We start from the raw sequence: 15,539 nt of genomic DNA on the forward strand, positions 1-15,539 counted from the left end.
AGATCTGCCTGTCAATTATTTGATATCAATAAGGTGCTTTACCAACGATTTCAAGGCGTAAAGCGACTATCAATAAGAATATCAGCCGCTTCACTGCAAATATACCGTTAATTAGTGTTTAAGTGGTAATCGCTGTACCGGATAAGGAAGTGCGTTCAGTTGCTCCTCCAATATCTCGATATCCCCTACTACAATAATTTGCATATCGTCTAATTGAAGGTGCTGTTGGGCCAGGTTATTAAGCTCCTCTTTTGAAATATTTTTGATAATTTCAATTTGTTGAGCGGGGTAGTCATCATCCAGTCCAAATGCTTGTAACTGTCTTACAAAACGTACTTTGCTAATCGGCGTTTCGTATTTTAACGCATCGCTTAATGTAAATGCATTTCGCATGAAGGCAATTTCCTCATCGCTCATTCCTTGTCGATGGTAGGCATCAAGTTCAGTTACAATTTCATTAATTGCATCAGCAGTATTTGCGGCGGTAACGTCCGAACTAATCTCAAACCAACCTAATGATTTGCCGCCCCGGAAAACACTTCTCGCGCCATAGGTATAGCCTTTATCTTCTCTAAGATTAAGATTAATGCGACTATTAAACGCCCCGCCTAACGGGAAGTTCATCAATTTCGCTTTGAAAAACTCACCCGTAGCGTCGAAAGCTGGCCCCTTTTTGGCAAAAACAATGACCGACTGCACTGCCCCTGGATTATTGATCACGAACAAATTGGTATTTTTATACTCAGGAAAGTCTGAGAATGGGGGTATAGAGTAATCATCACCTTGCCACTTATTGAGAAATGCTAATTGTTTCATTAACGCCGATTGCGACAAGTTAGTAACGGCAATGGCTTCAGCCTTAGCCGGAGACCAATATTGACTGTGAAAGGCTTTCACATCTTCTAAGGTCAGGTTTGCGATAGTTCCAATTGTTCCTTCGTCCGGCAAACTTACGCGATTATTTTTCCCATATAATACCTGGTCCCGGCCTCTGTTCGCCAAGTACCCAGGTGTTTTTAGCTGTTGTTGTTTACTTTGCAACAACTGCTCTTTTAAACGGATAAAATCAGCTTCAAGGAATAAAGGGTTGAAAAGCTTTTCTTCAAGTAATTGCAAAGTAGCTGGCAGATGTTTGGTTAACGCTGAAACTTGTACCTGTATATAGCGACCGCCTGCCGAGAATTGAATATTACTACCGAGTTTGGCCAGTTGATTTGCCATTTGTTCATTCGAATAGTTTTTTGTTGTTTCATTCATCATCATGGCAGTCATATTTGCCAAACCCGCTTTGTCCAAGGGGTCCAATAGCATCCCCCCCTCAAGCGACAGACTGAACGTAGTAGTAGGCGCTTCACTGCTTTTAACGCCTAGAATTTCTATGCCATTATTCAATGTTGCTTTCCAGTATTCAGGTACTTTTACCGTAGGTAACTCTCCTGCCGCTGGCATAACAGAACGATCAAAGTTGTCGGTGATTTCCAACGGAGCAACATCCTCTTGTGGGGATGGGGGTGCAATCTTGCGTTCAGGCATTTGATAATTTTGGTCAGCTACAGCCAATTGCGTCTGCTCCTTGGGCACAACGCTTAGCACTACGGCATTTTGGCCTTTTATATACTGGCTATAAACTCGCATAACATCTTCGGCAGTAACATTGCTATAGCGCTCGATATCTTCAGCAACTAAGTCGGGTTCTCCTTCAAACGTTTCATTAGCGGCAAGAGTTGACACTTTCCCGGCCACACTCTGCAACCCATATACTGTCGCCATCTCAATTGACGCCTTCGTTCGTTGTAAATCATCTGCTGTTACGCCACGCTGCTCGAACTCAGCTAATGTTCGTTTGATTACTTCGTTTAGCTTTTTCAAATTCGCACCACTAGCTGGATTGGCTAAGGCTAATAACTGAAATTCGCAAGCTAGTTCGCGACAAGGATGAGATACACCTGCCTGAACTGCCATTCCGGCCTTTACCAAATTCTTATAGAATAATGACGTTTTCCCTGCACCGAGAATATCCGACAAGACGTCGAGCGGAGCTTCATCGGGGTGGCGTGCGTACACGGTGGGATAAGTGATCTGTAATAACGGTAAATGTACTTTATCTTCTAAAGTGATATACCGGGTCTCATCTAATGTTACTGGTGCAGGTGCTGGCTCGCTTACCTCGGGACCTCGGGGGATAGGAGAGAAATATTTATCTATTAACTGCTTAACCTTAACTTTATCAAAGTCGCCGCCAATGGTAATAACTGCATTATTGGGCCCATACCAGCGCTTAAAAAATGCTTTTAAATCATTTACGTCTACACGATCCAGATCTTCAACGTAACCTATAGTGGACCACGAGTAAGGATGGCCAGGCGGATACAAAGCTTCGGAAGTGCGTTCGTGTCTTAGACCATAGGGTTGATTATCAACTCGTTGAGAACGTTCATTTTTAACGGTCTCTCTTTGCAATTCGAATTTTTTCTGGTCAACTGCTTCCAGTAAAAAGCCCATGCGATCAGCTTCCAGCCAAAGTACTTTTTCTAACTGATTGGCAGGTACCGTTTGGTAATAATTAGTGCGATCAGTATTGGTACTACCATTCATATCACCACCAGCTTCAGTGATAATTCTAAAATGCTGTTCGTCGGCAACATGCTTCGACCCCTGAAACATCATATGCTCAAAAAAGTGTGCAAAACCTGATTTTCCAACTTCCTCCCTTGCTGAACCGACATGGTAGGTGACATCAACATGAACCAAAGGATCAGACTTATCTTCGTGCAATATTACGGTTAAGCCATTATCCAGTGTGTACTTTTCGTAAGGTATTGACACCTGCTCTTGATTAGGTTCATGAGCCACCTTATCAACTGCGTATTGTTGGCAAGCCACTAGTCCAATCATAGCTCCTAGTAGCAATATATTTTTGAAGGTCAGTTTTACTGACATTGTCTATCCTTATTTAATTATGCGTTGCACTTAACTGAAATTATGTTTCGCTATGCCGAGTATATATCAGATTATAAGCATGATGCGCTGAACCAAAAGTCAGGTTAACAAAAATAAGCACCAGAAGCATAGAATGCTTTGTATCAATTTATTTTTGGTTGTCTTACACTTATTGAGTAATTTAGAGAGGAAAAAATATGAGTAATACGCAAACTGTTATTGACCTGGAATTTGGAATTGCACAATTAAGTGGCAATAAAAGTTTGCTATTCACCCTCCTGAAAAAGTTCGCTGATGAATACGCTGAGACTGAACAAAAGCTCAATAACATGTTCGAAAATGAAGAGTGGGAGTCGGCAAGAGCGTTATTACATACATTAAAGGGCGTAACAGGTAATTTGGGTATTAATGCGCTTCATCATGAAAGTAAGGATGTTGAAGATTATTTAAAAGCTCATACGGGTGTCCCCCCTAGCTATCCGATTTTTCTAAGTATTTTACGGGAGACATTAGAAACAATTGATAAATTAGGTGTCGAACCGGCGCCAACGTCTTCAGTTTCATCGTCCTCTACTCCTAACGCTAACGAAGACAAAGATGATTTTTTACGCGCGTTGAAAAATAGTGAATTCATACCTGAAGACCAGCTTGGGAAGTGGATAAAAGCAGCAACGAGTGACACGTCAAAACAACAAGCAATCAAAGATGCAGTTGATGAACTCGATTATCAAAGAGCAATCGATTTAGTTAATGCGTAGGTAAAAGCATTGATAAATATTGTTTTTGAACACCGCGATTTTGTCATTGTCGATAAACCTGTGGGAATGCTCATGCACGATTCGGAACGAGGTATCGTTTTGTCTAGTGAAAGAGAAACCGGCGCAGAAAAGTTGCATCTTTGTCATCGGCTGGATACTGGCACGTCTGGGTGTGTTATTTTAGCTAAACATCCTGCTGCTGCTGCAAAATTTCAGCGTTTGTTTTCACAGCGCAAGATCAAGAAATTCTATTTAGCTGTTGCTGATCAAAAGCCGAATAGAAAACAGGGAACGGTTATTGGCGATATGAAAAACCGCCGCCGAGGTCAATATATCTTGGTAAAAACGCGTGAAAATCCGGCTGTCACACAATTTTTCTCATCAGCCATAGAAGCGGGCAGAAGAGGCTTTTTAGTTAAACCGCTTACGGGTAAGACCCACCAGATCCGCGTAGCGCTAAAAAGTCTGGGGAGCCCCATTTTAGGGGATTCACTTTACGGTGGTAACGCGTGTGATCGAATGTATTTACATGCGTGGCAGCTTAAATTTGAATATGACGATGAAGTAATAACTTGCACCAGCGAACCCAGTGATGGAGAAATCTTTCGGTCTTCAACATTCGGAAGTTGGTTAGCTAAACACAGCGCGCCAGATAACTTACGCTGGCCGGATTTTAAGTTGCCGAGCCTCAAAAATGTCCATTCCTAACAGTTTCGAATACGTTCAGGTAATCGGCGATGGTGCCATTGGCTCGTTGGTCTGTGCTGGCTTGGAATCTGCTAAACAACACTATGGTCGTAGTATTCGCTCATCTCCCCAAGTTACTTTAGTTAAGACTTATGGGGGGGAGAATATACGACTTAAAGAAGCCTGTACCAAACGTTTGAAGCTTGGCCAACGTGATCTGCTGCTGTTACCCCTTAAAGTTTATCAACTCGAGCCTGCATTAAATGAGTGGCAGAAATCACTGCATCCAGAAACTACCATAATGCTACTGCAAAATGGTATGGGCGGAGAAAGTCTTGCTAAGAAACTTTTGCCCGATAATCCCCTCATTTTAGCCAGTACCAGTCATGGTGCATTGAAAGCAGATACTACTGTCACCCATACTGGCGTGGGCATAACTAAAGTTGGCAGCAATAATATTAAAGGTGATAGTTGGCAAGCGCGATCAGCTGTTTATCTTATTCAACGTTGTTTAAACCCCGCTTATTGGGAAGTAAATATTAATCAGGCGCTTTGGTTTAAACTTGCTGTTAATGCTGTAATAAACCCGCTCACCGCATTAAATAACATCCCTAACGGTGAATTAGCACAGCCACGTTTCCATGAACGAATTGCGTTGATTTGTAATGAGATAAGTCATGTTATGCTCAGCGAAGATATCAAGGTTAGCTCAACGGAACTCATTGAAAACTGCTTAACAGTAGCTAAAGCCACTGCTACCAACTATTCTAGTATGCATCAGGATGTCTTGCACAAACGTAAAACCGAAATTGATTCAATTAATGGGTTTGTGGTGGAGGTCGCAAAGAAAAAGGGTATTGACGTTCCTATCAATACCCAGCTTGTTGAACAGATTAAAGCGCTTTAGTCTTCCTGCGGCTTCATATGCGGGAACAAAATAACGTCTTTAATTGTCGGACTATCAGTGAATAACATGGCCAACCGATCAATACCAATTCCTTCACCTGCTGTAGGAGGTAAGCCGTATTCCAATGCGCGAATATAATCGTCATCAAAATGCATGGCTTCATCGTCCCCAGCATCTTTTTCTGCCACTTGCTTATTGAACCGTTCGGCCTGATCTTCTGGATCATTAAGCTCGCTGAAGCCATTGGCTAATTCGCGACCGCCCACAAAGAATTCAAACCGATCAGTAATAAAAGGGTTGTCATCGTTACGACGGGCCAACGGAGATACTTCCCATGGATATTCGGTAATAAAGGTAGGCTGTTCGAGCTTTTCTTCGGCTGTCGCCTCAAATATCTCACACAGGTACTTACCAGCTCCCCACACCCCGTCCACTTCTGGCTCTTTGATATGAAGTTTTTTCGCCATGGCTTTGAGCGCTTCAAGATTCGCTTCAGGGTCACGGATAGCTGCTTCATCGGCATCAGGCCAATATTTTAAGATTGCATCAGCCATACTCAAACGGTTAAATGGTTTTCCAAAGTCATACTGAATTTCCCGAACAACATTACCTTCGCCATCTCGCTCAGTATTAACAACTTTCGCCGTGCCTAGAATATCGTTTGCCAGCGTGCGTAACATGTCTTCGGTCAAATCCATCAGATCGTTATAATCGGCATAGGCCTGATAGAATTCAAGCATAGTGAATTCTGGGTTGTGTCTGGTAGACAAACCTTCATTGCGGAAGTTACGGTTGATTTCGAATACGCGTTCAAACCCTCCCACGACCAAGCGCTTCAGATAAAGTTCTGGAGCGATACGCAAGAACATTTCAATATCCATCGCATTGTGATGGGTAGCGAACGGTTTTGCAGTGGCACCACCGGGGATCACTTGCAACATAGGCGTTTCAACTTCAATGAAGTCACGCTGACTTAAGTAATTACGAATGCCATTGATAATAGCACTTCTCACTTTAAACGTTTGACGGGTTCGTTCGCTAGTGATCAAATCCACATAACGTTGACGATATTTGGTTTCCTGATCGCTTAAGCCATGAAATTTCTCTGGTAACGGACGTAGTGCTTTAGTAAGCAGTGTGTAAGATTCCATATCCACGTAAAGATCACCTTTACCAGACTTGTGCAGATTACCTTCCACACCGATGATATCGCCTATATCGAGACTACCATAACGAAGCTTAATATCTTTCTGGGTCTCTTTCGCTGCGTATGATTGTATACGCCCCGTCATATCCTGCAGCAATAAAAACGGACCCCGTTTAGCCATGATACGACCAGCGATGCTAACGCGAATTTCAGCTTCGCCCAGCTCTTCCTTGCTTTTTTCACCATGCTCCTGTTGTAACTCATCAGCATAATGTTTTCGGCGGAAATGATTGGGAAATCCGTTAGATCTGCAATTCTCTCGAATAGCGCGAAGCTTTGCCCGGCGCTCTGCTATCAATTTATTTTCGTCGAGTTGTTGGTCGGTCATGGCCTATTTTTCACTTGATTAAGGTTATAGCCCTGATTTCAGGCTAGCTTCGATAAATTTATCCAAATCTCCGTCAAGAACGGACTGGGTATTTCGGGTTTCTACGCCTGTGCGCAAGTCCTTAATACGAGAGTCATCCAATACGTAAGAACGTATCTGACTCCCCCACCCTATATCAGACTTGTTGTCTTCCATGGCCTGCTTTTCAGCAGTCTGCTTTTGGAGCTCAAACTCGTAAAGCTTAGCTTTTAGCTGCTTCATTGCTTGATCTTTATTTTTATGTTGAGAACGGTCGTTCTGGCACTGCACTACAATCCCAGTGGGTTCGTGGGTGATACGCACCGCAGAATCCGTTCGATTTACATGCTGCCCACCGGCCCCGGAGGCTCGGTATGTATCAATGCGTAAATCAGCAGGGTTGATATCTATTTCAATGTCATCATCAATTTCGGGGTAAACAAAGGCGGAAGCAAACGACGTATGGCGGCGATTTCCAGAGTCGAATGGCGACTTGCGCACAAGACGATGGACGCCAGTCTCAGTACGTAGCCAACCAAATCCATATTCACCTTCAAAACGAATCGTGGCACTTTTAATCCCTGCTACATCGCCGTCAGATACTTCGAGCAGTTCGGTCTTAAAGCCATGCGCTTCACCCCAACGAAGATACATGCGCAAAAGCATATTTGCCCAGTCTTGCGCTTCCGTCCCGCCAGATCCAGCCTGTATATCTAAATAACAGTCACAGGTGTCATTTGGACCAGAAAACATGCGTCTGAACTCCAGTTCTTCCAGCTTGTTTTCTAACCCTTTCAATTCGTTCTGGGCTTCGGTAAAGGTTTCTTCGTCTTCGGCTTCAACGGCTAACTCGACCAACCCTTCGACATCTTCGGCACCCTGTTCAAGGTATAGGATAGTTTCGACTATCTGTTCGAGGGCAACTTTTTCTTTTCCCAATGCCTGCGCGCGCTCAGGCTCATTCCATACCTCGGGACTTTCAAGCTCCCGGTTTACTTCTTCTAAACGCTCTGACTTTGCATCAAAGTCAAAGATACCCCCTAAGTGCAGCGGTACGCTCTCGCACTTCTTCCAAGGCGTATTGGACTGGATTCACTTCAAACATAATTAGCCTGAGTTTTAAATTGGATACAAAAAATTATAAGACCGCGGATGGTAACGAATTTGGCGCAAATTTGATAGCTGAAGCTGATAAATATTTTATAAAGCCTGCATCACAGATTTAGTTATGATGCAGTCTTTATGTATGTGGCTTTGACGGGAACGTTTTAAGCGTTAACTTTGGCTGCGAGCTCAGCAGTCTGCTTACCAAGAAGCTTTAGTTGCTTAATGGTCTTTTCGTCAGTCACCTTGCCGTTTTCATCCAGTAATGTGTGCACCCGGGCAATCGCTTTTTGATTAGGAAGTACCAATGTACCTATATTCTCAAGTAGCATGCGAAGGGTCACCAATACACGCATCCCCCCTAACGCGCCTTCAGATGCTGCCATGATACCAGCCACTTTACCTTTGTACGCTGCTAGCACTTTTTCATCGCCTGATTGGCGAGATGCCCAGTCTATAGCATTTTTAAGCAACGCCGGATAGCTACTGTTGTATTCGGGCGAAGCTATCAAAAAGCCATCAGCTGCTATCAACAGTTCTTTGAACTGTTGTGCTTTTTCCGGAATGCCATTATTTGTTTCATCATCCTGATTAAAAATAGGCATCGGATAATCAGCCAAGCTGATCAGATTGACCTCTGCGCCTGCTTCTTTTGCACCTTCAACGGCCACTTCAATAATTGACTGGTTAAACGATTTGTCTCGGGTACTGCCAGCGAAAGCAACTAATTTTACCATTAAAACTTCTCTCCTAATTTGTATCGTAGCGTTTTATTCTTAATTTTCGTGCTACATTTTTTCAAGTGTGTCGATACCCAACAATGTCAAACCTTGTTGAAGTGTACTGGCTACCAATGCAGATAATGCTAAGCGGCTTGCACGAGTGGCATCATCCACACTGTCTTTTAAAATGGGACACGCTTCATAGAAACTCATAAATGCACTGGCCAGATCATATAGATAGGTACACAAAACGTGAGGTGTCGCCTCTTTCGCTACCACATTGACGACTTCTTCAAACTGCATAAGCAGTACCGCTAACCCATGTTCTTGAGTTTGCTCCAGTTTAATCTCGCCATTTAGCGCTGTGGAAGGTATACCCGCTTTACGGAAAATACTTTTCACACGCGTGTAGGCATACTGAAGATATGGCGCAGTATTTCCCTCAAAACTCAGCATCGTATCCCAGTTAAAAATGTAATCTGTAGTACGATTTTTACTTAAATCAGCATACTTAACTGCGCCAATTCCTACTTTACGCGCCACATCGTTCAATTCGTTTTCGTCTAGTTCATTATTGCGCTCTGCAATTAATTTGCTGGCACGCTCGACTGCTTCATCCAATAACTCCACCAGCTTAACTGTTCCGCCGGTGCGGGTTTTAAACGGTCTACCATCGCTTCCTAACATCATACCAAATGGGCAGTGTTCGTAACTCTGTTCTGGTTTCATAAAGCCGGCTTTGCGACCCACTATTTCAGTCTGTTTAAAGTGTAACGCTTGTCGAGCATCAGTAAGAATTAAAGTACGATCCGCATTCAACTTGCCGCTCCGATAACGCATTGCTGCTAAATCGGTGGTGGCATAAAGATAGCCTCCTCCAGATTTTTGCACTATATAAACGGCGGGATTACCTTCTTTGTCGGCCAGCTCTGGAAGAAATACGACCTGAGCTCCCTGATCTTCTACGGCTAATCCTTTTTCTTTCAGCTCAGAAACTACATTTGCAAGGTCTTCGTTATAGGCCGACTCACCCATAATGTCGTCCCGAGTAAGACTGACGTTCAACTTCTCATACACTTCTTCACTATGTGTGATAGATATATCGATAAATTGTTTCCACAGCGTCATGCATTGTTCGTCACCACTTTGTAGTTTCACAACGTACTCACGAGCGCGATCAGCAAACCCTTCTTCTTCGTCAAAGCGCACTTTAGCTTCGCGATAAAAATCTTCCAGGTCAGATAGCGCTGTTTCTGCTACTTCTTCCTGTAATTTGTCTGCAAGATGTGCCAGTAACATGCCAAACTGGGTACCCCAGTCACCCATATGATTTTGGCGGATAACATGGTGACCTAAGAACTCGAGCACTTTCACTACCGCATCACCAATAATGGTAGTTCGCAAATGACCCACGTGCATTTCTTTAGCAAGATTCGGCGATGAATAATCTACAACTACGTTTTGTTGCGATTGTGCTGCCACGCCCATGCGCGGGTCGTGGAGGATAAGTTCACACTGATTAGCAAGCCAGACGTCATTTAAATGAATGTTGATAAATCCTGGCCCTGCGATTTCCAGTTTTTCAGCCACATCATCAAGCTTCACATGATCAACAATCTGCTGAGCTATGTCTCGTGGTTTTTGTTTGAGTGTTTTAGCCAGAGCCATGGCTCCATTAAATTGGTAGTCTCCGAATTCAGGGCGAGCACTGCGGGTAACGGGCGCGGATGCGTCTGAAACTTGCATTTCGACAAGAGCTTGCTTAAAGCGGCTGACAAGTAGCGAATGAATATTCATTGTTTTAAACCTTAATGTTCGCGTGTCTGCGTAAATTCAATATCAGGATAACGTTCTTGGGCGAGTTGCAAGTTCACCATAGTGGGGGCAATGTATGTTAGGTTGTCGCCGCCATCCAGTGCTAAATTCTGTTCCGCTTTGCGTCTAAATTCATCTAGTTTTTTTGCATCGTCACTGTAAACCCAGCGAGCTGTTGAAACGTTAATATGTTCGTAAAGGGCATCGACGTTATACTCGGCTTTAAGACGGGCCACCACCACATCGAACTGAAGTACCCCGACAGCGCCTACAATAAGATCGTTGTTGGCTAACGGTCGAAATACCTGAACGGCACCTTCTTCAGATAGCTGGATTAGCCCTTTTAATAATTGCTTTTGTTTAAGGGGGTCTTTCAATCGGATGCGTTTGAACAGCTCAGGCGCAAAATTGGGAATGCCGGTAAAACGGAAGTTGTTCCCATTCGTGAATGTGTCGCCAATACGAATAGTACCGTGATTATGTAAACCGATAATATCGCCTGCGTAGGCTTCTTCGAGTAAGGCGCGGTCTCCCGCTAGAAATGTCAATGCATCAGCTATACGAACATCTTTGCCGAGGCGAGTATGGCGCATTTTCATACCTTTTTCATATTTGCCCGAAACGATGCGGCAAAACGCAATACGATCCCGGTGCTTTGGATCCATATTAGCTTGAATTTTAAATACAAAACCGCTGAATCCTGGCGCATCGGCGGCAATATTACCATCTTCCGTTTGTCTACCTAACGGCGCGGGCGCCCATTCAACTAAGCCATCGAGCATGTGATCCACACCAAAGTTACCTAATGCTGTTCCAAAAAACACAGGAGTTAGTTCGCCCGCGAGGAAAAGCGCTTGGTCAAACTCATGGGAAGCCCCCATCACTAATTCAAGTTCGTCTCGAAGTTGTTCGGCCAGGTCTGAGCCCACTGCGTGATCAAGCTCAGGGTTATCCAATCCTTTGACAGTACGCACATCTTGGATGGTGTGCCCTTGTCCGGTGGCATACAAAATCGTTTCGTCTCGATGAATGTGGTAAACCCCTTTAAACGACTTACCACAACCAATCGGCCAGGTAACAGGAGCACAGGCTATTTTGAGCTCGGTTTCGACTTCGTCCAGCAATTCCATTGGATCGCGAATATCACGATCGAGTTTGTTCATAAACGTAATGATAGGCGTGTCGCGCAAACGTGTGACTTCCATTAATTTACGCGTTCGTGCTTCAACACCTTTAGCCGCATCAATTACCATTAAGCAAGAGTCCACGGCGGTGAGGGTACGATAAGTATCTTCAGAGAAATCTTCGTGCCCGGGTGTATCCAGTAAATTAATTAAGTGCTCGTTATATGGAAATTGCATCACCGAGGTGGTGACCGAGATCCCTCGTTCTTTTTCCATTTCCATCCAGTCAGATTTGGCGTGCTGCCCTGATTTTTTACCTTTTACCGTACCGGCCCGTTGCAAGGCTTGACCAAACAATAGTACTTTTTCAGTAATGGTGGTTTTACCGGCGTCAGGGTGCGAGATGATAGCGAAAGTCCTTCGCTTGTTGATTTCATTGACAAAATTGCTACCGCTCATACCTTAAAAACCCTTATTTACACCTAAATTTACACCCGTTTGGATCAATCACTTTTTATGCATTAAAAAGTGAACCTCGGTATCTATGCATCAAATACCGTTTTTTTAATACGCCATCAGCGTATTAACGTCTGCTGTGCTTATTCTTCGTTCCAGAAGTCTGAAGGCATCTTATCCATGATTTGCGCAGCAACACGCTCAATCTCATATTCAAGCTGCTCTTTACTGAGCGTTTGGCCTTCCAGTGTCATATGCGTAGAGGCTGCATTAACCTGCTCACGCGCTTTTTCTAAGGCGCGCTGTTTAATGACATCTTCCACATTGTGCTTTGGCACAATGGCGTACACAAAGTGGCAATCCATCGCTTCGGCCATGGCCTGCATGGATTTTAATGTCACGCTGCCATGCGGCTCGTCTTGCTCTGCTTTAAAAACTCTCGCTTTGGTGACGCCCAGCTTTTTGGCAAGCTGCGTACCTGTCATACCCAATGCAGTTCGCACGGTTCTTAACCAGCCTTCTTCAGGAAGACCGTGGTTAGGTTGTATAGCCACGTCACCAAACTGGCTGACAGCTTGATTAACTCTGTCTCGATATTGCTTGGCAACTATCTTGTCTATACTCACCGCTTACCTTTTGTGTATGACACCGCTTGAAAAGTATACATATTTATATACTTAAACGCCTTTTTAGTCAATAAATATGTATACTTTTTTGATATCCAATTATCAGCGCAAAGGCACGTCTCGCAAGTGCTTATCGATTGTTTCGATCATGTCTTTGGTCAGCGGAAAATGGGTTTTCTCTTTCGCCCATATCTCATAAAAGCCTTCCACCGTTTGCTTAGCTGTATCCAGTACCAGCTTTTCTGGCAGCATGGCTTTGGCGGCTAAATGCGATAGTTCATCCAGAGTAAAATCACTGAATTTCTTACTGCGACTGACTTTTAGCGCTGCGCTATTGTCAGGTATATACGGAATAGTCGAAACAAAATCATAAGCAGGCGCAATGGATGCCGTGCGTTTATCTTTATAAATCACTGACCAGTTTTTAAGGTGCATATCGGCATTGCCGATCAGCGTATTAAACACCAACCTGCGGATAAACTCGGCGGTATCCTCTTCTTGCCCTTCTATGCCGATAACCTGCGCAATATTGCGCATACTGGCTTTCTTATATTTATCCTGCGGGTATACGCCGAAAACTTGCGCAAAGTCTTCAATATGAATAGCCTGCCCATCGGCGCGGTCAAAGCGTTTAATCGCAAAAGCGCTATTGCCAAACTTGCCAATGCCTTCTGGGATATTAGCAATCTGATCAATTGGCAGTAGCTGAGTTTCAGGTACGTCCATACCCAGCATGCGCGCCAATTCCATCATTGAATATTCGTTTTCTGGCACTGCCTCAAAGCGAGATGATGGCAATTTCACTATCCATGAACCGCCTGTACCTGATGCGGGAATAGTCAACCCACCACTGGCATGCTGCACGGCTGAAAATTTTAGCTGCACACCCGCCAAAGAAAAGCGCATAGGCGCTTCGTGCGTCATCTCTTCTTCGATATCTCCATGCACGTTAGGCGGCAATGCCTCACCATCAGCAGGCATAACCGTAATAGCTCCCGCTAAGTCTTGCCCCAACACCCAAAGCAAGAAAAATTCCCGTGCAGGGTTTACCCCCGCGCGCTCAGCCAGATAGTTACGCATTGTTTCTTCTGGCAACAGGTTGGAAAAATACGGCGTTAATTTGGTTTGGGTAGGTTTAAAATTCGTGATCAAGCCTCCAAGCGCATCTTTGAAACCCAGCCCTAATACAGGCCGCGCTTCATCGTTAGCATAGGCATCCGTAAAGGCAAAAAGTGTTCTGTCATTGCCAACATTGGTGATTGTCGCGATAGGTTCGCCATAGAGCAGTACATTGAGTGTGGAAACGTTACTCATCAGCATCACCATCCAAGCTATAGGCCGGAGTAACCTGCTCCTCATCTTCATCATGCCCCTTGGCGCTACGAATAATAGACTTGATGGCTGGCACTGACTTTTTAGGCGCAACAAACAGCTCTAAATCAAGCACACGCGCCAAAGCGATCAAACTGGATACCCGCAGATCAACGCCGCCTGACTCAATTTTAGAGATATGGCTTTGCGGCACGCCAGAACGGGCGCTTAGCTCCCGTTGGCTAAAGCCCTTACGCGCACGCGCCTCTCGCAAGCTTTCCAATATTTGATCGGTTATATAACTCATATTTGATATATCTTTCTATATCAGCAAAATACTATTATCTATAAAACTATATCACGCACCACCAAAAGACTCAATATTGATATGTTTTAACACATCATAGAAGTATATTTGATGTTCTTTAATAGATAAATCTAGCATCAGGTTCAGGTTTAGCTCCCTTGCGTTTTACGGCGCTAAACGCCGTAAACAACAATATTCTTAAACCGCATTATTTAAACTTTTGGGGCTCAGCTTGACGACAGCGGAGATAAGACAAGCGAAGTATGAGCGATATAGACTGTAAGGCCTCTGAGCCCCAAAAGTGCGCCGCCAAAAGCAAGCTCCCGCCCCTTTAACAAGAAAGGGCAGAAGCTCGCCTGTTTAATGATCTCAGAAAATATGAACTTCTTGATAACCTGTTTCGATGGTGAACACATCGTTACCCCGCTCCATATCGCGCCCCATTTTTTCATAGTCGATATAAAAAGCTAAATATTCTGGGATAAGTGTGGTTTCTTCGGTCAGTTCTTCGGCATAATCCGCTAGCGAGGCCTAACAACCTCAATAGTTTTCTACGATAGCTTTTTGTGTATCCTCGATGCTATCACCGAAGTGTGATAATAAATCGGCTGCTATCTCGCCATTCTCAGCAATAACACGAGCGATATCATGGGCACGTTGAATGCCTTCATATTCAAACACTGAATAACCCGCAAGGCCTTCCTGATCACGAATAGCATATTCTTCTGCATCCTGTTCGGGGCTATTGGCTAGTAGTTCGTTGATTTGATTTTGAATGTCGTCAATGTCCTGCGTGGCATCAATCCACACACCGTGTAGTCTGCCAATATTGTATACGGTTAGGTCTGCAACATAATTTCTAATTCCTTCGCTTATTTTTTGCTTTTTAATCTCAAAAACACATCCCCTTTTAGAGTTTAAAACCCTGAGAAAAGAAGCGAGACCTAAATGCGATGAAGGGGAGCGACGAGTACAAATTTTGGTGAAATTCAGACAGGGGCCCCCGTCCCGTACAAGTCTGAACTTCAAAAGCTGGGGGAGATGAAGGGATATTTTAAAGAGGGTGAAGTTTTGTTTTCTCTCAAGCCTTGTCTCTCAAGTTCCCTTGTTTAGCTTTTGGCTATGATTGAGACATTGTCACCTTTCAGTTTTTAGCCCGCGCTGGGGATTTATATGTACGAGGATCTGTACAAAACTCTCTCTGACTTAGGATGAGAGGGATTTTCTTG

General features: G+C 44.1%; 12 protein-coding genes and 1 pseudogene. 3 read left to right on the forward strand and 10 right to left on the reverse strand.

What is annotated here, in order from left to right:
• Positions 1–111 precede the first annotated feature (111 nt).
• Positions 112–2,940, reverse strand: a complete 2,829-nt coding sequence (locus OPS28_RS15085; protein ID WP_265610292.1) for a M16 family metallopeptidase — start codon at positions 2,938–2,940, stop codon at positions 112–114.
• 197 nt (positions 2,941–3,137) lie between these two features.
• Between OPS28_RS15085 and OPS28_RS15090 the strand changes: the two genes are divergently transcribed.
• Genes OPS28_RS15090 through OPS28_RS15100 form a run of 3 tightly spaced genes read left to right on the forward strand, consistent with a single transcriptional unit; the run spans position 3,138 to position 5,292 of the window.
• Positions 3,138–3,698 (forward strand): Hpt domain-containing protein, encoded by a 561-nt coding sequence (locus tag OPS28_RS15090; protein WP_265610293.1) that lies wholly within the window; start codon positions 3,138–3,140, stop codon positions 3,696–3,698.
• 9 nt (positions 3,699–3,707) lie between these two features.
• On the forward strand, positions 3,708–4,406 hold the full coding sequence (locus OPS28_RS15095; RefSeq protein WP_265610294.1) for a TIGR01621 family pseudouridine synthase: 699 nt from the start codon (positions 3,708–3,710) through the stop codon (positions 4,404–4,406).
• Positions 4,393–5,292, forward strand: coding sequence for a ketopantoate reductase family protein (locus OPS28_RS15100; protein ID WP_265610295.1), 900 nt, complete (start codon positions 4,393–4,395; stop codon positions 5,290–5,292). The genes OPS28_RS15095 and OPS28_RS15100 overlap by 14 nt, the downstream gene beginning before the upstream one ends.
• Here OPS28_RS15100 and lysS read toward each other — a convergent pair.
• The 9 genes and pseudogenes from lysS to OPS28_RS15145 all read right to left on the reverse strand — a co-directional run bounded on the left by lysS (position 5,289) and on the right by OPS28_RS15145 (position 15,339).
• Complete coding sequence (gene lysS / locus OPS28_RS15105; protein WP_265610296.1) at positions 5,289–6,827, reverse strand: lysine--tRNA ligase; 1,539 nt, start codon at positions 6,825–6,827, stop codon at positions 5,289–5,291. The genes OPS28_RS15100 and lysS overlap by 4 nt on opposite strands.
• Positions 6,828–6,851: 24 nt before the next feature.
• A protein-coding gene (gene prfB / locus OPS28_RS15110) for a peptide chain release factor 2 (RefSeq protein ID WP_265610297.1) occupies positions 6,852–7,950 on the reverse strand; the annotation gives its coding sequence in 2 pieces (ribosomal slippage) (positions 6,852–7,874 and positions 7,876–7,950; 1,098 coding nt in all).
• 163 nt (positions 7,951–8,113) lie between these two features.
• Positions 8,114–8,686, reverse strand: a complete 573-nt coding sequence (locus tag OPS28_RS15115; RefSeq protein ID WP_265610298.1) for an NADPH-dependent FMN reductase — start codon at positions 8,684–8,686, stop codon at positions 8,114–8,116.
• Between the two features lie 51 nt (positions 8,687–8,737).
• Positions 8,738–10,468 (reverse strand): arginine--tRNA ligase, encoded by a 1,731-nt coding sequence (gene argS, locus OPS28_RS15120; RefSeq protein ID WP_265610299.1) that lies wholly within the window; start codon positions 10,466–10,468, stop codon positions 8,738–8,740.
• Positions 10,469–10,479: 11 nt separating this feature from the next.
• Positions 10,480–12,069, reverse strand: coding sequence for a peptide chain release factor 3 (prfC, locus tag OPS28_RS15125; RefSeq protein WP_265610300.1), 1,590 nt, complete (start codon positions 12,067–12,069; stop codon positions 10,480–10,482).
• Positions 12,070–12,209: 140 nt separating this feature from the next.
• On the reverse strand, positions 12,210–12,692 hold the full coding sequence (locus OPS28_RS15130) for a mobile mystery protein A (RefSeq protein WP_265610301.1): 483 nt from the start codon (positions 12,690–12,692) through the stop codon (positions 12,210–12,212).
• A gap of 102 nt (positions 12,693–12,794) precedes the next feature.
• Complete coding sequence (locus OPS28_RS15135) at positions 12,795–14,006, reverse strand: type II toxin-antitoxin system HipA family toxin (protein ID WP_442864009.1); 1,212 nt, start codon at positions 14,004–14,006, stop codon at positions 12,795–12,797.
• Positions 13,999–14,310, reverse strand: coding sequence for a helix-turn-helix domain-containing protein (locus OPS28_RS15140; protein ID WP_265610302.1), 312 nt, complete (start codon positions 14,308–14,310; stop codon positions 13,999–14,001). The genes OPS28_RS15135 and OPS28_RS15140 overlap by 8 nt, the downstream gene beginning before the upstream one ends.
• A gap of 369 nt (positions 14,311–14,679) precedes the next feature.
• Positions 14,680–15,339: pseudogene (locus tag OPS28_RS15145) on the reverse strand (antirestriction protein ArdA).
• Positions 15,340–15,539: the final 200 nt, after the last annotated feature.

It is taken from the genome of Alteromonas sp. ASW11-130 (genome assembly GCF_026183735.1).
Taxonomy (GTDB): Bacteria; Pseudomonadota; Gammaproteobacteria; order Enterobacterales; family Alteromonadaceae; genus Alteromonas.